Source organism: Algicella marina, from assembly GCF_009931615.1.
Classification (GTDB): domain Bacteria; phylum Pseudomonadota; class Alphaproteobacteria; order Rhodobacterales; family Rhodobacteraceae; genus Algicella; species Algicella marina.
The window spans coordinates 366,619-383,825 of the sequence record NZ_CP046620.1; the positions used below are offsets into that span (position 1 = coordinate 366,619).

General features: G+C 64.9%; 17 protein-coding genes. 16 read left to right on the forward strand and 1 reads right to left on the reverse strand.

Annotation, left to right across the window (positions count from 1 at the left end; genetic code table 11):
- Window positions 1–53 precede the first annotated feature (53 nt).
- The gene (locus GO499_RS01965; RefSeq protein ID WP_161860608.1) at window positions 54–1,346 is read right to left on the reverse strand and encodes a UDP-N-acetylglucosamine 1-carboxyvinyltransferase; all 1,293 of its coding nucleotides are present in this window, start codon (window positions 1,344–1,346) and stop codon (window positions 54–56) included.
- Here GO499_RS01965 and GO499_RS01970 point away from each other — a divergent pair.
- From GO499_RS01970 to GO499_RS02045, 16 genes are all read left to right on the forward strand, one after another.
- Window positions 1,345–1,509 carry a hypothetical protein gene (locus GO499_RS01970; RefSeq protein ID WP_161860609.1) on the forward strand — a complete coding sequence of 55 codons (165 nt, stop codon included), beginning with the start codon at window positions 1,345–1,347 and terminating at the stop codon, window positions 1,507–1,509. The two genes, GO499_RS01965 and GO499_RS01970, sit on opposite strands and share 2 nt — an antisense overlap.
- Window positions 1,510–2,028: 519 nt before the next feature.
- Window positions 2,029–2,544: a division/cell wall cluster transcriptional repressor MraZ gene (mraZ, locus tag GO499_RS01975; RefSeq protein WP_161860610.1), complete on the forward strand. Its 516-nt coding sequence runs from the start codon at window positions 2,029–2,031 to the stop codon at window positions 2,542–2,544.
- 4 nt (window positions 2,545–2,548) lie between these two features.
- Window positions 2,549–3,541 (forward strand): 16S rRNA (cytosine(1402)-N(4))-methyltransferase RsmH, encoded by a 993-nt coding sequence (gene rsmH, locus GO499_RS01980; RefSeq protein ID WP_284154862.1) that lies wholly within the window; start codon window positions 2,549–2,551, stop codon window positions 3,539–3,541.
- Window positions 3,538–3,891 carry a cell division protein FtsL gene (gene ftsL, locus GO499_RS01985; protein WP_161860612.1) on the forward strand — a complete coding sequence of 118 codons (354 nt, stop codon included), beginning with the start codon at window positions 3,538–3,540 and terminating at the stop codon, window positions 3,889–3,891. Before rsmH ends, ftsL begins: the two co-directional genes overlap by 4 nt.
- Window positions 3,888–5,636 carry a peptidoglycan D,D-transpeptidase FtsI family protein gene (locus tag GO499_RS01990; RefSeq protein WP_161860613.1) on the forward strand — a complete coding sequence of 583 codons (1,749 nt, stop codon included), beginning with the start codon at window positions 3,888–3,890 and terminating at the stop codon, window positions 5,634–5,636. The genes ftsL and GO499_RS01990 overlap by 4 nt, the downstream gene beginning before the upstream one ends.
- A gap of 2 nt (window positions 5,637–5,638) precedes the next feature.
- Window positions 5,639–7,144 carry a UDP-N-acetylmuramoyl-L-alanyl-D-glutamate--2,6-diaminopimelate ligase gene (locus GO499_RS01995; protein ID WP_161860614.1) on the forward strand — a complete coding sequence of 502 codons (1,506 nt, stop codon included), beginning with the start codon at window positions 5,639–5,641 and terminating at the stop codon, window positions 7,142–7,144.
- Window positions 7,141–8,586, forward strand: coding sequence for a UDP-N-acetylmuramoyl-tripeptide--D-alanyl-D-alanine ligase (locus tag GO499_RS02000; protein ID WP_161860615.1), 1,446 nt, complete (start codon window positions 7,141–7,143; stop codon window positions 8,584–8,586). Before GO499_RS01995 ends, GO499_RS02000 begins: the two co-directional genes overlap by 4 nt.
- A complete protein-coding gene (gene mraY, locus GO499_RS02005; RefSeq protein WP_161860616.1) occupies window positions 8,587–9,696 on the forward strand; it encodes a phospho-N-acetylmuramoyl-pentapeptide-transferase in 1,110 nt (369 codons plus the stop codon).
- Between the two features lie 215 nt (window positions 9,697–9,911).
- Window positions 9,912–10,703: a DUF2927 domain-containing protein gene (locus tag GO499_RS02010; RefSeq protein ID WP_161860617.1), complete on the forward strand. Its 792-nt coding sequence runs from the start codon at window positions 9,912–9,914 to the stop codon at window positions 10,701–10,703.
- A 93-nt stretch (window positions 10,704–10,796) separates the two neighbouring features.
- Entirely contained in the window at window positions 10,797–12,203 is a 1,407-nt protein-coding gene (murD, locus tag GO499_RS02015; protein ID WP_161860618.1) for a UDP-N-acetylmuramoyl-L-alanine--D-glutamate ligase, read from the forward strand.
- Window positions 12,204–12,343: 140 nt separating this feature from the next.
- Entirely contained in the window at window positions 12,344–12,769 is a 426-nt protein-coding gene (locus tag GO499_RS02020) for a hypothetical protein (RefSeq protein WP_161860619.1), read from the forward strand.
- Between the two features lie 257 nt (window positions 12,770–13,026).
- Complete coding sequence (gene ftsW, locus GO499_RS02025) at window positions 13,027–14,190, forward strand: putative lipid II flippase FtsW (RefSeq protein WP_161860620.1); 1,164 nt, start codon at window positions 13,027–13,029, stop codon at window positions 14,188–14,190.
- 1 nt (window position 14,191) lies between these two features.
- Entirely contained in the window at window positions 14,192–15,316 is a 1,125-nt protein-coding gene (locus tag GO499_RS02030; protein WP_161860621.1) for a UDP-N-acetylglucosamine--N-acetylmuramyl-(pentapeptide) pyrophosphoryl-undecaprenol N-acetylglucosamine transferase, read from the forward strand.
- Complete coding sequence (murC, locus tag GO499_RS02035; protein WP_161860622.1) at window positions 15,288–16,697, forward strand: UDP-N-acetylmuramate--L-alanine ligase; 1,410 nt, start codon at window positions 15,288–15,290, stop codon at window positions 16,695–16,697. Before GO499_RS02030 ends, murC begins: the two co-directional genes overlap by 29 nt.
- Window positions 16,697–16,945 carry a DUF2484 family protein gene (locus GO499_RS02040; RefSeq protein ID WP_161860623.1) on the forward strand — a complete coding sequence of 83 codons (249 nt, stop codon included), beginning with the start codon at window positions 16,697–16,699 and terminating at the stop codon, window positions 16,943–16,945. Before murC ends, GO499_RS02040 begins: the two co-directional genes overlap by 1 nt.
- Window positions 16,945–17,205 (forward strand): DUF2484 family protein, encoded by a 261-nt coding sequence (locus GO499_RS02045; RefSeq protein WP_161860624.1) that lies wholly within the window; start codon window positions 16,945–16,947, stop codon window positions 17,203–17,205. The genes GO499_RS02040 and GO499_RS02045 overlap by 1 nt, the downstream gene beginning before the upstream one ends.
- The last annotated feature ends 2 nt before the right edge of the window (window positions 17,206–17,207 follow it).

The window sequence follows — 17,207 nt, forward strand, 5'->3', positions numbered from 1 at the left end:
GGGCCAAAGCTGTAACATATTCTGAGTTGCGCAGGGCAGGGACCGGCTGGAAGTCAGTCGTCTTCCCAGTGGGCATCGGCGCCGAGGGCCTTGAGGTTCTCTATGAAATTGGGGTGAGCGCGGCGAACCGGCTCGGCCTTGAGGATCTTGGAGGTTCCCTCGATCTGGATCGCGGCGATCAGGAGGCCGACGACGACGCGAATGATGTAGGGGGCCTCCACCTCCGCCGGTTTCAGTTTCGAACCACCGAAGACGAGCAGGCGGTGCGGGTCCGACAGGTGGGCGCGGACGCCGAGCTTGGCCAGTTCGCCCGACCAGCCGAGCGCGCCTTCATAGACCTTGTTCCAGAAGAGCACGTCGCCGGTGCAGCCGACCGAGACGCCGATGGCCTGGGGCAGTAGGTCGGCGGGGAAATAGGGCCAGGGCGCAGCCTCGATCTTGGCGGTCATCTGCTGGGTGAGGGGCGGCGTGACTTCCCGCGTCCAGTCGGTGACGGTGACGGACCCGGCATCCTGCGAGAACCTGAGTCCGAGTTTTGCGAACTGGTCGAGGATCAGCGGCATCTCGGACAGGATGTCCGTTTCCACCGTCACGCGGCCGCCGGTGACGCCGCCGAGTGCGAGGAAGGTCGCGACCTCGTGGTGGTCGTCGGGCACGCGCATTTCCGCGCCTTCGAGGCGCTGCGCGCCGGTGACCGTGAGACGGGAGGTGCCGATACCGTCGATCTGCGCGCCCATCTGCACGAGCATGTGGCAGAGCGACTGGACGTGCGGCTCCGACGCGGCGTTGGTCAGCACGGAGGTGCCCTCGGCCACGGAGGCAATCATCAGGAAGGTTTCGGTGGCGGTGACGGAAGCGTATTCGGCCCAGATCGAATGGGCGGCAGGGCGGGACTTCAGCACCATGTCGATGCCCTGCGCGGGCAGGGTTTCGCAGCCGAAGGCCTGAAGAAAGTTGATGTGCGGGTCGATCTCGCGGATGCCGAGGGCGCAGCCCTTGGCATCGACGTCGAATTTCAGACGGCCGTGGCGGATGAGGACCGGGGCGAGCAGCAGGATGGCGGAGCGGATGCCCAGCGGCAGGTTCTCGATCGCTTTGGCGTCAATGTCGCCCTTGTGGTGCAGGGCGAGGGTCTGGGCCGTCGTGTCATAGTCGACATCCGAACCCAGGGACTGAAAGTAGGCGACGAGTTTGTGCACATCGGTGATGTCGGGGACATTCGTCAGCCGCACCGGGGCATCGGTGAGAAGGGAGGCGCAGATCATCGGCAGGACGGCGTTCTTGTTGCCTGAGGGACGGATGGTGCCGGAAAGCGGGCGCCCGCCGTTGACGATGAAGTTTGCCATGTCTGCCTCTGTGGTGTCCGGCGCTGCGGGCCGCGTGGTTGAAGTGCCTCTATTCCACGGTTTCGGCGCGAAGTTCAATCCGCGGCGGTGGGATGTGGTGGCATGGGGTGGGCGTGGGATTGCATGGGCGGTGGCGGTGACTCGGGTTTTCGGGGTGATTTGAGAGGGGAAAACTTTCCCGGCCTGTGGATAACCCTGTGACAAACTTGGCTGGCGACAGGTTTTTCGGGCGCTGTCGGGGATTTTATGGGCGCGGATGGGAAATGACTCGCGGCACCATATATGGTGGTACTTCCCAACAGATTGTCGATATGTGCAATTTTCTGCAAGTATTGCGCGGTTGTACTTGCGAGCAGACGGGGCTATCACCGGGCTTGGACCACCTGTGTGCACAATTTCCCATTGATTTATATCGTTTCCCATGAGATAGATTGTTCATCGAGAGGGAGCGGATAACAAAACGGGCGCAAGACCCACCTCCAAGGAACAGTTTGGCAGGTTTCATACAGGCCCGCCCCCTTTCGCAAAAAAGAAGACCAGCTTCGGGCACGAGCAGGCACGAAGACACAAAAGCCCGGCTGGAATGGCCAATTCGGCTCAAGGCGGATCGTGCAAGAGGCGGCACGGTTCGCCTTTTTTACGGCCCGGAGCCGGGCGGCGCAGGCAAAAGGGTGACACGCGAGTGGCACGCAGGTTCAGAGGCGAATGGCAGCACAAGGTTGATGCCAAGGGGAGGGTGTCCATTCCGGCACCCTTTCGGCGTGCTCTGGAGGAAGGCGACCCGGATTTCCGCGACGGCGACAACCCCAACCTGGTGCTGGTGTTCGGACGCAAGAACAAGAAATGCATCGAGGGCTATTCGATCAGGTCGATGGACGAGGTTGACGAGATGATCGCCAGCCTGCCGCGTTACAGCCGCGACCGCGAGGCGCTGGAGCGGAGCATCAACACCAAGTCGAGCCAGGTACAGGTGGACGAGAACGGCCGGATCGTGCTGTCCGCGCGGCTGCGGCAGATGTTCGGCATCGAGAAGGAAGCCATGCTGGCGGGGATGGGCGACAAGTTCCAGATCTGGTCGCCGGAAGCCTATGAGGCCGATCAGGCCGAGCTCGATGAATGGATGGCGGAGCAGGATGACGCGGACGATCCGTTCGCGCTGCTGGACCGGGCGCGTCTCGGGGCAGGTCTGGGGGGGTGATACCGTGACGGATACCGCCACCGCCCCGCATATTCCCGTCCTTCTGGAGCCAATTCTCGCACGGATAGCGCCGGTGGAGGGCGTCTGGCTGGACGGCACGTTCGGCGCTGGCGGATATACGCGGGCGCTGCTGGACGCCGGCGCTGAAAGGGTGATTGCGGTTGACCGTGACCCGGAAGTTTTTCAGCGGGCGGCATCCTGGGCGGAAAGCTATGGCGACCGGCTGAAACTGGTGGAAGCGACGTTCGACCGGCTGGATGAACTGGCGGACGAGCCGCTGACCGGCGTTGTGCTGGATATCGGTGTTTCGTCCATGCAGATCGATCAGGCGGAACGGGGATTTTCCTTTCAGAAGGACGGACCGCTGGACATGCGGATGAGTGGCTCCGGCCCGTCGGCGGCGGATATCGTCAATGGCGCCAAGGAAGAGATGCTGGCCGACATTCTGTACCAGTACGGGGAAGAGCGGGCCTCACGCCGGATCGCACGCCGGATCGTGGCGGCGCGGGATGATGCGCCGATCACGCGCACGAGCCATCTTGCGAAGATCGTCGAGGGTGCGTTGCCGCCGGCACGGCCGGGACAGGTGCATCCGGCGACGCGAAGTTTCCAGGCGCTGCGCATCGCGGTCAACGACGAGTTGGGGCAACTGGTTCGCGGCCTCATGGCGGCGGAACGGGCGCTGGCGGTTGGCGGCTGGCTGGCGGTGGTGACGTTCCATTCACTGGAGGATCGGATCGTGAAGCGCTTCTTCCAGCAACGCAGTGGTGGCGCCCCGCGCGGCAATCGCTATGCGCCGGAGCCGGAGGTGAGCGAGGCGCGGTTCGAGCTTGTCTCGCGCAAGGCCGTGGTGGCCGGAGAAGAGGAAATGACACGCAACCCGCGGGCGAGGTCGGCCAAGCTGCGGCTGGCGCGCCGGCGGGCGGTGGAGGCGGGAGATGTGGATCTTTCCACGCTCGGCCTTCCGCCGCTGGACCTGACAGGAGAGAGAAGATGAAGACACTCGGAACGATCGCGGCCGTGGCCCTCGTCGTTGCCTTCGCCTTCTGGGCGTATGGCGTCAACTATGCAACGCAGGACGCCGAACGGCGCGTGGCGGCGCTGCGGCAGTCCATCGCTGAGGAAAAGGCGGCGATTGCGATGTTGCGGGCGGAATGGGCCTATCTCAACCGGCCGGACAGGTTGCGGGAACTGGCTGAAGAGCACTTTGGCGAACTCGGGCTGATGCCACTGGACGCCGCGCATTTTTCTGAAGCCGAGTTGCTGCCCTATCCGCCAGATGAGGATCTGCCGCTGATCTCGCCCGAAGTCCAGGCGCTGCTGGCGCAGGCGGAGGTAGAGGGATGATCCGCCGGCCGCTTCGCCCCCTTGCGCGGATTCTGTCCGCGCGCGCCAACGGTGAGGATCCCGACCGGATCGAGGCCGAGGCGCGGGCGGCGCGGATGCGGGCGCGGCTTCGGGCCGAGCGCGTACAGGCGGAGCGGCGGCTGTGGCTGCTGGCGGTGGTGTTCCTGATGGCGTTCGGCACGGTGGCCGGGCGCATGGCGGTGCTGGCGGCGAGCAACCCGCAGGAGCCGGAAAACGGCTATTCGGCGGTGCATATCGCCAACCAGCGGGCCGATATCGTCGATGCGAAGGGCCGGATTCTGGCGACGAACCTGCGAACGCATTCGCTGTATGCGCAGCCTCACCTGATGGTCGACAAGGTGGCGGCGGCGGATGGGCTGGCGAAGATTTTCCCCGACCTCGATGCCGACCGGCTGTTACGGGACTTCGAGCGGCGCAAGAAATTCCTTTGGATCAAGCGTTCGCTGAGCCCGGAACAGCAGCAGGCGGTACACGATCTGGGCGAACCGGGTTTGTTGTTCGGCCCGCGTGAGATGCGGCTCTACCCCAATGGCGCCGTCGGGGCGCATGTGCTGGGCGGAACCCGCTTCGGGCAGGAGGGCGTGCATGCCGCGGAGGTTGTCGGCGTGGCGGGGGTCGAGCTGACCTATGACGAGTTCTTGCGCGACCCGGCACAGGCGGGCATGCCACTTGAGCTGTCCATCGATCTGTCGGTGCAGTCGGCCGTGGAGCAGGTGCTTGCCGGCGGCATGATGCTGATGAACGCCAAGGGCGCGGCAGCGGTGTTGATGGAGGCGAACACGGGCCAGATCGTGGCGCTTGCCAGCCTGCCGGACTTCGACCCCAACCAGCGCCCGCGGCCGGGTCCGAACCCGGCGGATAGCCCGATCTTCAACCGGGCGGCGCAGGGCGTGTACGAGATGGGCTCTACCTTCAAGATCCTGACGGCGGCCATGGCGCTGGAATCGGGGCGGTACGGCCCGGAGACGATCATCGAGACGAAAGGCCCGCTAACATGGGGCAAGTTCCGGATTCGCGACTTTCACGATTACGGACCGCGGTTGAGCCTGACGGAGGTGATGGTGAAATCCTCCAACATCGGTACTGCCCGGATTGCCATGGATCTTGGCGTCAGCGCGCAGCAGGATTTCCTGAAGTCGCTGGGTTTCTTTGACCCGGTGCCGGTGGAACTGCCGGCAGCACGCAAGGCCAAGCCGCTGTTGCCGCCGCGCTGGAGCGAGTTGTCGGCGATGACGATTTCCTACGGCCACGGCATCGCGATCACGCCGCTGCATCTGGCGACGGCCTATGCGACCATCGCCAATGGCGGCAAGAGGGTGCGGCCTTCGCTGGTGAAGGGCGCGGCGGCGCCGACGGAGGCTGACCGGGTCATCTCGGAGGAAACTTCGGCGGAACTGCGCTCTATGCTGCGGGCGGTGGTGTCGCGCGGGACTGCGAGCCTCGGCGAGGTGCCGGGCTACAATGTCGGCGGCAAGACCGGGACTGCGGACAAGCCGAACGAGCGCGGCGGGTACCACAAGGACAAGGTGATGGCGACGTTTGCCAGCATCTTTCCCGCCGAAGACCCGAAATATGTACTGATCGTGACGCTGGACGAGCCGGAAGAACGCTCCGGCCGGGAACCGCGGCGCACGGCGGGCTGGACGGCGGTGCCGGTGGCCGCAGAGATCATTCGCAGGATTGCGCCGTTGATGAACATGCATCCGTTGCCTAAAGAGGGCTGAAAATGGCGGAGAGTGGCATGGTCAAGGAACTGGAGGAACTGGGTGTCCTGACAGGCGCGCGCCGGGCGGGTTCCTGGCAGGGTGCGCGGGCGTTGACGGGCCTTTCGGTGGACAGCCGGGATGTGAAGCCGGGGCACCTGTTCTTTGCCTTGCCTGGCGTGAAGATCCATGGAGCGGAGTTCATCAGCTATGCGCTGCGGATGGGCGCGGCGGCGGTGGTGACGGATGCCGAGGGGCTGGCAATCGCCGAGGCGGATTACGGGGTGCCGGACGTGCCGGTGGTGGTGCATCCCGATCCGCGAATGGCGCTGGCGCATGCGGCGCGGCGCTGGTTTGCGGACCAGCCGGAGACGATGGTGGCGGTGACCGGAACCAACGGCAAGACCTCGGTGGCGAGTTTCACGCGCCAGATCTGGGAGCAGTTGGGCGCGACGGCGGTGAATTTCGGCACGACCGGAGTGGAAGGCGCGGTGGCGGCGCCGCTGAAGCACACGACACCGGAACCGATCACGCTGCACAGGTTGCTTGCGGAGCTGGCGGCGGACGGTGTCAGCCATGCGGCGATGGAGGCGTCCTCGCACGGGTTGGTGCAGCGGCGACTGGACGGGGTGCGGCTGCGGGCGGCCGGGTTCACCAACATCACCCGCGATCATCTGGACTATCACCCTGATTTTGAAAGCTATTTCGAGGCCAAATCCGGCCTGTTCACGCGGGTGCTGCCGCGCGACGGCGTGGCGGTGATCAACACCGACGACCCGTGCGGCGAGCGGTTGGTGACAATGGCGCGGGCGCGGGGGCAATCGGTGCTGACCGTGGGCAGGAACGGTGCGGACCTGGAGATCCTCGGCCGCAGGTTCGATGCGACGGGACAGGATCTGCGGTTTGGTCACGGTGGCAAGGTGTACATGGCGCGACTGAACCTGATCGGCGGTTTCCAGGCCGCCAATGCGCTGGTCGCGGCGGGGCTGGCGCTGGCATCCGGGTTCGAGATCGGCGACGTGGCGCGGGCGCTGGAAACGCTGCACACGGTGCGTGGACGGATGGAGCGGGCGGCTGTGCGCGGCAACGGCGCGGCTGTCTATGTCGATTACGCACACACGCCGGACGCGCTGGCGACGGCGCTGCAGGCGATGCGTCCGCATGTGATGGGCCGGCTGATCGTGGTTTTCGGTGCGGGTGGCGACCGGGATCCGGGCAAGCGCCCGCTGATGGGTGCGGCGGCGCGTGAATTCGCGGATGTGGCCTTCGTGACCGATGACAATCCGCGGGGCGAGGACCCGGAGCGTATCAGGGCGGCGATCATGGAGGCGGTGCCGGATGCCACGGAAATCGGCGACCGGGCGGCAGCGATCCTCGCCGGTGTCGATGCGTTGCAGCCGGGCGATACGCTTCTGATCGCCGGCAAGGGGCACGAGACCGGGCAGATCATCGGCGACGATGTGCTGCCCTTCGACGATGCCGAGCAGGCGAGCGTGGCCGTGGCCGCACTGGAAGGGCTGGGCGCGTGAGCCTTTGGACTGCGGCGGAGGCACTGGCGGCGACCGGCGGCGGTGGCGTGGCGAACTGGGAAGCCACGGGCGTCTCCATCGACACGCGCACATTGCAGCCGGGCGATCTGTTCGTGGCGCTGGCGGCGCAGCGCGACGGCCATGACTTCGTGGCGCAGGCGCTGGAAAAGGGCGCGGCGGCGGCACTGGTGACACATCTGCCCGAGGGTGTGGACCCGCACGCACCACTGATCTTTGTGCCCGATGTGCTGGAAGGGCTGGCACGACTGGCGCAGGCGGCGCGGGCGCGGATGTCGGGCAAGGTGGTGGCGGTGACGGGCTCCGTCGGGAAGACCGGCACGAAGGAGATGCTGCGCACGGCCCTGAGCGGGCAGGGCGCGACCCATGCCGCCGAGAAGAGCTACAACAATCATTGGGGTGTGCCGCTGACGCTGGCGCGGATGCCGCGGGAGACCGATTACGCGGTGATCGAGATCGGCATGAACGCACCGGGCGAGATCGCGCCGCTGGCGAAATTGGCGCGGCCGCATGTGGCGGTGGTGACGACGGTGGCGGCGGTCCATCTGGAAGCGTTCGAGAACGTCGAAGGGATCGCGCGCGAGAAGGCGACGATCATCGAGGGGCTGGAGCCGGACGGCATTGCGGTGCTGAACGGTGAAATCGGAACCTCGGATATCCTGGTGTCGGCAGCGCAAGCAGGTGGGGCGCGCGTGGTGCGCTTCGGCAGTGGCAACTATGAGGCGAGCCTGCGCAGCGTGGTGGTGAAGGGACTGGTAACCTGTGCGGAGGCCGACCTGAACGGGCAGCCGGTTGTCTTCAAGCTGGCGGCGCCGGGGGCGCATCTGGCAACGAACGCGCTGGCGGTGCTGGCGGCGGTGGAGGCGTTGGGCGCGGATCTGGCGCTGGCATCGCTGGCGTTGGCGCACTGGGCGCCGCCGGAAGGCCGGGGCGCACGCTGGCGGGTGGCGCTGGGGCCGGGCGGGATCGACGGCCATGTGACGCTGATCGACGAGAGCTACAATGCCAACCCGTTGGCGATGGGCGCGGCTTTCGAGGTGTTTGTCGGCGCACAGCCGGTAGACGGCGTCGGCAAGGTTCGCCGGGGGCGGCGGATCGCGTTTCTCGGTGACATGCTGGAACTGGGGCCGGAGGGGCCGCAGATGCACGCATCGCTGGCGGAGCATCCGGCGATGGCGCAGATCGACACCGTCCATTGCGCGGGGCCGCTGATGAAGAGGCTGTACGAAGCATTGCCGGAAGCCAAGCGTGGCGAGTGCTGCAAGACGACGAAGGCGCTGGCGAAAAAGGTGCCGCGCCTGATAGATGCCGGCGACGTGGTGATGGCCAAGGGTTCGCTCGGATCCGACCTCGCGGTGGTTGTTGACGCCATAAAGAAACTGGGCGATGCCACTGATATGCGCCAGACCGGGGAGAGTGACTAGATGTTGTATTTTCTGAGCGAGCTTTCCGACGGGGGCGATCTGTTCAACCTGTTCAGATACATCACTTTCCGGGCCGGTGGCGCCTTCCTGACGGCACTGATCTTCGGCTTCGTTTTCGGGCGGCCGCTGATCAACCTGCTGCGCAAGAAACAGAAAAAGGGCCAGCCGATTCGTGAGGACGGGCCGGAGAGCCACATTCTGGCGAAGGCGGGGACGCCGACGATGGGCGGCCTGCTGATTCTGTCGGCGCTATTGCTCTCGACCCTTCTGTGGGCGCGGCTGGACAACGGGTTCGTGTGGCTGGTGCTGTTCGTGACCGCCAGCTTCGGACTGATCGGCTTTGCCGATGATTACGCCAAGGTTTCCAAACAGAATACGGCCGGTGTCTCCGGCCGGATGCGGCTGGGCATCGGCTTTGCGGTGGCGGCGGTTGCGGCGGTGTGGGCGATGTATCTGCACGGCATCAACGATGCGCTGACCTCCGATCCGGCGCTTTCGGGGCGACTGGCATTTCCGGTGTTCAAGAACACGCTGATCAACCTGAGTTACCTGTTTGTGCCCTTCGCGATGATCGTGATTGTCGGGTCGGCCAACGCGGTCAACATGACGGACGGACTGGACGGGCTGGCGATCATGCCGGTGATGATCGCCGGTGCATCTTTCGGAATCATTGCCTACGTCGTCGGGCGCACCGACTTCACCGAATACCTCGACGTGCATTACGTGCGCGGGACGGGAGAGATCACGATTTTCACCGCCGCGCTGATCGGCGGCGGCTTGGGGTTCCTGTGGTACAACGCACCGCCGGCGGCGGTGTTCATGGGTGATACTGGCAGCCTGGCGCTTGGCGGAGCGCTTGGCGCCATCGCCGTTTCCACCAAGCACGAGATCGTGCTCGCGATCATCGGCGGGCTGTTCGTGGTCGAGGCGCTGTCTGTCATCATTCAGGTGCTCTATTACAAGCGCACCAAGAAACGTGTGTTCCTGATGGCGCCGATCCACCACCATTTCGAGAAGAAGGGCTGGGCAGAGCCGCAGATCGTGATCCGATTCTGGATCATCTCCGTCATCCTCGCGATCATTGGCCTGGCAACGCTGAAACTGCGCTGAGGTGAGGCGCGCGGCACTGAAGCCGCCTGCCTGAACAGACGATGCCGGGGCATCGGTAAACTGCCGTGATACTGTGCAGAATCCCACGTCGGGCCACATTTCTGCCGCGAAATCCACTTAAGACGAACAGAGTCAAGGCAATTCATGGTAGGGATTGTCGGTGCGCGGAAGTTGGCCGATCCGGGAGACCACCCCGGAAGTTCGAAAGGGATTGCATGCGTTTGGTGGCGACATTGGCGATGGCGATCCTGACGGCTTTCGGTTCCGGAACAAGTCCCGCGTTCGCAGGCGACAAGCCTATCCGTGAGCAGATCGTCGAGATCGTTTCCTCCAGGAAGGCGACTGTCCGGAAGTGGACTCGGGCCCCACGGGTGCTCGTGCTTCACGACCGGGCGGCGCCGAAGGACTTCTTCGAGGGCATGGTCGCGGAGATCACGGCAGCGGCTCCGAGCTTTCCGGGGGTCGCATCCATCGACTATGTCGATCTTGGTGCGATCGGCGCACCGCTGGCGGGCGGGGCGCGTTTCCGTGTGAAGCAGGACGAGGTCGAGGGCGGTGTTGCCGTCTCTTCCGGCTTCCTGATCGACGGATACGGCGCGGCGGTGGCCGACATCTACGTTTTCCTGACCGACATTCCCACCGGCGTGCTGTTCGCGGCGCTGACCCAATCCTCCGGGCCGCTGCCCCGGCGCTTTGCCGAAGGTGCGCCGCATAGCTGCTATTACACCGCGAGTTCCCTGAATGATGTACTGCGCTACGGCATGGTCTTCATCAACAGCGCATGGGACATGGAGCGGGTGCAGGCGTGCATGTTCGAGGAATTCATGCACACGCTGGGCATCCTGAACGATTCCGAAGCGTCGGAGCATTTTACCTTCAACGATCGGGTCGCGGATCCGGTTGACCGGCTGGCGGATTTCGCGCTGCTGGAAGCGCTATACAGTGAAAGCGTGCTGCCGGGTGATCCGCCGGACCGGGTTGCCGATGCGTTCCTGCTGAACCGCTGATCCCTCTTTCCGAGCTTGCCTCCCCTCCGGGCTTGCGGGATATGTGCCCGCAGGCCGCGCGATCACTGCGGCACGGGATATGGGGATGATGCGATGATTCCGGTACGCGGGTACGAGGGGCACAGGGTGGCGGTGCTGGGGCTTGGGCGCTCCGGTCTCGTGGCGGCGCGGGCGTTGCGGGCTGGGGGCGCGGAGGTCGTGGCCTGGGATGACAACCCGGAGGCGCGGGCGGCGGCGGAGGCGGAGGGCTTCACGCCGGTCGATCTGAGCCGGGACGCCGCGTGGGAAGACGTGAGGACGCTTATCCTGTCGCCGGGCATACCCGCGCTGTATCCGGCGCCCAACCCGATTGTCGAGAAGGCTTGGACGCACGGGGCGGTTGTCGACAACGACATCGGGTTGTTCTTTCGATCCTACGCGACGGAGGACTGGGGGCTGATGGACCGGCCGCCACGGGTGATCTGTGTGACTGGTTCGAACGGCAAATCCACGACAACGGCGCTGATCCACCATTGCCTGAAGGCAATAGGGATGCCTGCGCAAATGGCGGGTAACATCGGGCGCGGGGTGCTGGACCTCGAACCCGGTGTCGATGGCGAGGTGGTGGTGCTGGAGCTTTCTTCCTACCAGACGGAAGTGGCGCGGGCACTGGCGCCGGACATCGCGATCTTCATGAACCTGACGCCCGATCACCTCGACCGGCATGGTGGCATGGGCGGGTATTTCGCGGCCAAACGCCGGCTGTTCGCCGAGGGCGGACCGGAGCGGGCGATCATCGGGGTGGACGAGGCCGAGGGACGCTATCTGGCGGCAGAGATGCGGCAGGAGGCGGAGGGTGGCGATCCGGTGATCCGCATCTCATCTGCGCAGAAGCTGGTTGGCGGATGGAACGTGTTCGCGCGGAAGGGTTTCCTGAGCGAGTGGCGCAAGGGGCGGCAGGTGGCTTCCATCGATCTGCGGGAGATGGCGGGATTGCCCGGGGCGCACAACCACCAGAATGCCTGTGCCGCCTATGCGGCATTGCGGAGCCTCGGGGTGGCGCCGAAGAAGATCGAAGTGGCGCTGGCAAGCTATCCGGGGCTGCCGCATCGGTGCCAGTTGATCGGCGAGAAGGGCGGCGTGCGTTTCGTCAACGACAGCAAGGCCACCAATGCCGATGCGGCGGAAAAGGCGTTGTTGGCGTTTCCGCGCGTGCGGTGGATTCTCGGCGGGCGGGCAAAGGACGGTGGCATCGCGGCGCTGGCGCCGCTGTTCGACCGGGTGGCGAAGGCGTACCTGATCGGCGAGGCGGCTGAGTCTTTCGGTGCGACATTGGGGACGGTGCCGCAGGAGACGTGCGGCGACATGGCCACGGCGGTCTCCCGTGCGGCCGCGGAGGCGGAGCCGGGCGAGGTGGTGCTGCTGGCCCCGGCGGCGGCGAGTTTCGACCAGTATTCAAGCTTCGAGACGCGGGGGGATGACTTCGTGGCGGCGGTGCAGCGGGTGCTGGCTGCCGGGTGAGGTGGTGCAACCACGGTTTGGGCAATCTCTGCCTTTGTCAGATGGCTTGCCATGAACCATAATGCCACCCGGTTCTCCGGTTCGCAGGGAGGCCGACTGGTAACTGCCTGAATGAAGGAATTGGTGTGAAGTTTGCAATTATGACCGCAGCGATTGCGGTGCTTGGGTTTGGATTGGCTGGATGTGAAGACGCTGGCGGCACGGGTGGGACCTTCGCGGCGCCGGTGACACGGGACTATGGTGTGGCAGGTGTGAATTGGGCGGACCGCCGGGAGGGTTACACCTATGTCTACAAGGTCGTGGATGTAGACGGCGAACTGTATGTCTGTGGTGCTGGGTTCCACGAAGGTCAGACGCGGCGGAAGGCGAACCGGCAGGCTCTGCGCGCCCATGCGTTCGTCGTTAACGGTGAGACAGTGCTGGTGGGCACGGCACATTTCGCGGAATATGCCGATGAGGAGGCGCTGGTTGCCGGTACGGCGAACTGCCGCGCCACGGGCAAACCGACACCGTCCGGGCCGCTGACTGTCGAAGTGGAGGCACTGCGTTCGCGGGTCATGCTCTAGCTGCCGCAGGCGCGGTGTCCGGTGGTGGGCGAGGTCTTCGGGGTGTGTGCCATGCGACGGGACGTGGGCCGGAAATGGTCGTCCGGCGTTGCGCCGCATGGTGCAAACGGGCAGTAAACCGCCGTTCACACCAATGAAATAGATCGAAATGCTGGCGTGAACGGCAAAATGCCGCTATTCTGTCGTGCAGAGCGATAACCGACCCGCGATCAAAGACGGGCGGACTGAGGCATGTGCAGTATGAAGGCGGTTTCCCAATGACGGAAATGGTGTTTGGTGTCGTACCGGTAAAGCCGGGCGAACCATTGTTGCCACGCTGGTGGCGGACGGTGGATACGTGGACCTTGCTGGCGATCATCGGGCTGTTCGCGGCCGGGTTGATGCTGGGGCTGGCGGCCTCGCCGCCATTGGCGACGCGAAACGGGCTTGATCCCTTCTACTACGTCTCCCGTCAGGCGTTCTTCGGCATGCTGGCGCTGACGGCGATGGTTGTTACCTCCATGCTGACACCCAGGCAGTTGCGGCGGCTGGGCGTTATCGGTTTCGGTTTCGCCTTTGTCGCCCTGGCCCTGCTGCCGGTATTGGGCACGGATTTCGGCAAGGGAGCGGTGCGCTGGTACTCGCTGGGATTCGCATCGGTCCAGCCTTCGGAATTCCTGAAGCCGGCTTTCGTGATCCTGACGGCGTGGCTGATGGCAGCGAATTATGAGCCGGGCGGGCCGCCGGGGCGGGCGATTTCCTTCTGGATCGCGGTGCTGCTGGTTGGACTGCTGGTGGTGCAGCCGGACTTCGGGCAGGCGAGCCTCGTGCTGGGCGCGTGGGGGTTGATGTATTTTGTTGCCGGTGCGTCGATGTTCCTGTTGATGATCCTCGCGGCGCTGGTGATGGCGGGCGGGGTCATGGCCTATCGCATGTCGGACCACGTGGCGCGGCGGATCGACGGGTTCCTGTCGCCCGACCTGGACCCGCGCACGCAGCTTGGTTTTGCGACCAACGCCATTCAGGAGGGTGGTATCCTCGGGGTCGGTGTTGGTGAGGGGACCGTGAAATGGTCGCTGCCCGATGCGCATACCGATTTCATCATCGCCGTCGCGGCAGAGGAATACGGGCTGGTGATGTGCCTTGTCATCATCCTGCTGTTTGGCACGATCGTCGTCCGCTCCATGGTGCGGCTTGTGCGTGAGCGCGATCCGTTCGTGCGGCTGGCTGGCACCGGTCTGGCGGCGATGTTCGGGTTGCAGGCGTTGATCAACATGGGTGTGGCCGTGCGGCTGCTGCCCGCCAAGGGCATGACGTTGCCGTTCGTGAGCTATGGCGGCTCTTCGCTGCTGGCGGCGGGGATCGCGCTCGGAATGTTGCTGGCGCTGACGCGAGAACGGCCGCAGGACACGTTCTCGGAAATCATCGGACGGGGGCGTTGAGATGGCGGATGCACCCCTTCTCGTGATTGCGGCCGGCGGCACCGGCGGCCACATGTTCCCGGCGCAGGCTTTGGCCGAAGAGATGCTGGACCGTGGTTGGCGGGTGAAGCTTTCGACAGATGCACGCGGCGCGCGCTATGCGGGCGGCTTCCCGGCGGCGGTGGAGCGTGCTGTCGTGCCTTCGGGGAGTTTCGCGCAGGCGGAGGGCTGGCGGAAGGCGCTGGTACCGTTCAAGATTCTCGGCGGGTTGATCGGAGCGAATGTCTCTTTCCTGCGGGACCGGCCCGACGCGGTGGCTGGGTTCGGCGGCTATCCCGCGATCCCGGCAATGGCGACGGCGATCCTGCAGCGGGTGCCGCGGCTGATTCATGAACAGAACGGCGTGTTGGGGCGGGTGAATGGATTGCTGGCCAGACGCGCGGCGGCAGTGGCCTGCGGCACGTGGCCGACGGATGTGCCGGATGGCGTCGAGGCATTCCACATCGGTAACCCGGTGCGCGCGGCGGTGAAGGCGCGGGCAGGCAGCCCTTATATTACGCCGGGTGACTGGCCCATGGATCTGCTTGTTTTCGGCGGAAGCCAGGGCGCGCATGTGATGATGAAGGTGCCCGAGGCGTTGGCCTATCTGCCGGAGGAACTGCTGGCCAATCTGACGGTTTCGCACCAGGCGCGAGACGAGGATGCCGCCAAGGTGCGTGCGGCCTATGACAGCCTTGGTGTGCGTGCCGACATCCGCCCGTTTTTCGACGACATTCCCGACAGGATGGCGCGGGCGCAACTTGTGATCTGCCGGGCGGGCGCCTCTTCCATCGCCGATCTGACCGTGATCGGACGCCCCTCGATCCTGATCCCGTATCCCTACGCCACCGGCGATCACCAGACGGCGAATGCCAAGGGACTGGTGGCGGCGGGCGGGGCATTCATGATCCCGGAAAGCGGATTGACACCCGAGGTGCTGAGCGGGCATATCGCGGCAATTCTGGCCGAGCCCGAGGGGGCAAATGCCGCCGCCGCCGCCACACTGAAGTTCGGAAAACCGGATGCTGCCGAAATGCTGGCGGACCTGGTGGGCAAGATTGCATTCGAGAGGAAGAGCCATGAACGATCAGACGCATCTGCCGCATGACATAGGCCCGATCCACTTCGTCGGAATCGGCGGAATCGGGATGTCCGGTATCGCGGAAGTGTTGATCGACCACGGCTTCACGGTGCAGGGCTCGGACCTGAAGGAAAGCCCGATCACGCGGCGGCTGGAAGAGCGCGGGGCGAAGATTTTCATCGGCCAGAAGGCGGGCAACCTGAAGGGGGCGGCCGTGGTGGTGATCTCCTCGGCGATCAAGCCGGGCAACCCGGAACTCGATTGCGCGCGCAGCCTGAAGCTGCCAGTTGTGCGGCGGGCGGAAATGCTGGCCGAACTGATGCGGCTGAAGAACAATGTCGCTGTCGCCGGTACACATGGCAAGACGACCACAACCTCGATGGTGGCGGCGGTGCTGGATGGTGGCGGGATCGACCCGACCGTAATCAATGGCGGGATCATCCATGCCTACGGGTCCAATGCGCGGATGGGCGACAGTGACTGGATGGTGGTGGAGGCCGACGAAAGCGACGGCACGTTCAATCGGCTGCCGGCGACGATTGCCATTGTCACCAACATCGACCCGGAACATATGGACCATTACGGCGATTTCGACACGTTGCGCGATGCGTTCCACACTTTCGTCTCAAACATTCCGTTTTATGGAATCGCGGTGTGTTGCCTCGACCATCCGGAGGTGCAGACACTGGTGGGCCGGATTCATGACCGGCGCGTCGTGACCTACGGGTTCAACCCGCAGGCGGACGTGCGAGCGGTGGACCTGCGTTACAACAACGGGGTGGCGGAGTTCGACGTGGTGCTGAGCGGCGAGAGCGATGTGATCGAGGGCGTGCGGCTGCCGATGCCGGGGGACCACAATGTCTCCAACGCGCTGTCGGCGATCGCGGTGGCGCGGCATCTGGGCATCAGCCATGATCTGATCCGCGCGGCTCTGGCCGGCTTCGGTGGCGTCAACCGGCGGTTTACGCGGGTGGGTGAGGTGGACGGTGTGACGATCATCGACGATTATGGCCATCATCCCGTAGAAATTGCCGCCGTGTTGAAGGCGGCGCGGCATTCGACGAAGGGCAGGATCGTCGCAGTTCACCAGCCGCACCGGTATTCGCGGCTTGATGACCTGTTCGAAGAGTTCTGCACGTGCTTCAACGATGCGGACGTGGTGGCGATTGCCGATGTATACTCGGCGGGCGAGGACCCCATTCCCGGAAGGGACCGGGACGCGCTTGTCGCCGGACTGGCGCAGCACGGCCATCGCCGGGCACTGGCGCTGGCGAACGCGGCCGATCTGCCGGACTTCGTTCGCAAGGAAGCCAAGCCGGGCGATATGGTCGTCTGCCTCGGTGCGGGCACGATCACGGCCTGGGCCAACGGCCTGCCGGAGGCACTGAGGGCGAAGAAGGCGGGCTGATGGTGACGTTGCTGCTGGGTTTTGTCTGGGTCATCCTCGTCAGCATGGTGGCGATGATACCCTATCCCCAGCACCGGCCCTATGCGCTTGGGATGCTTCTGCTCTTTCCCTTTCTGATGGTGGCGATCTGGATAGAATGGGGTGCAGTGCCCGCGTTGGTGCTGTTACTCGGCGGCCTGTCAATCTATCGCTATCCGGCGATGTTTCTTGCCCGGTGGGCGATGCGCAAGCTGAGGTGCCGTGCCTGATGCTTTCCGCGCTGCTGACCCTGTGCTGGCTGATCCTTGCCAATGTCATCGCCATGTTTCCGTCGCGCAGTCATCACTGGCCGGCTGCCTATGTGCTGATGAGCATCGGCGTGCCACTGCTGGTCCTTGTTTATAAGGAACACGGGCCGGGTTGGGCAGGGCTGGCGCTGCTGGGAATGGTATCGATCCTGCGTTGGCCGGTGCGGTACTTCATCCGCTGGGTGCGGCGCAAGCTGGGAAACGAGGAGGCGGGGCTGTGAGC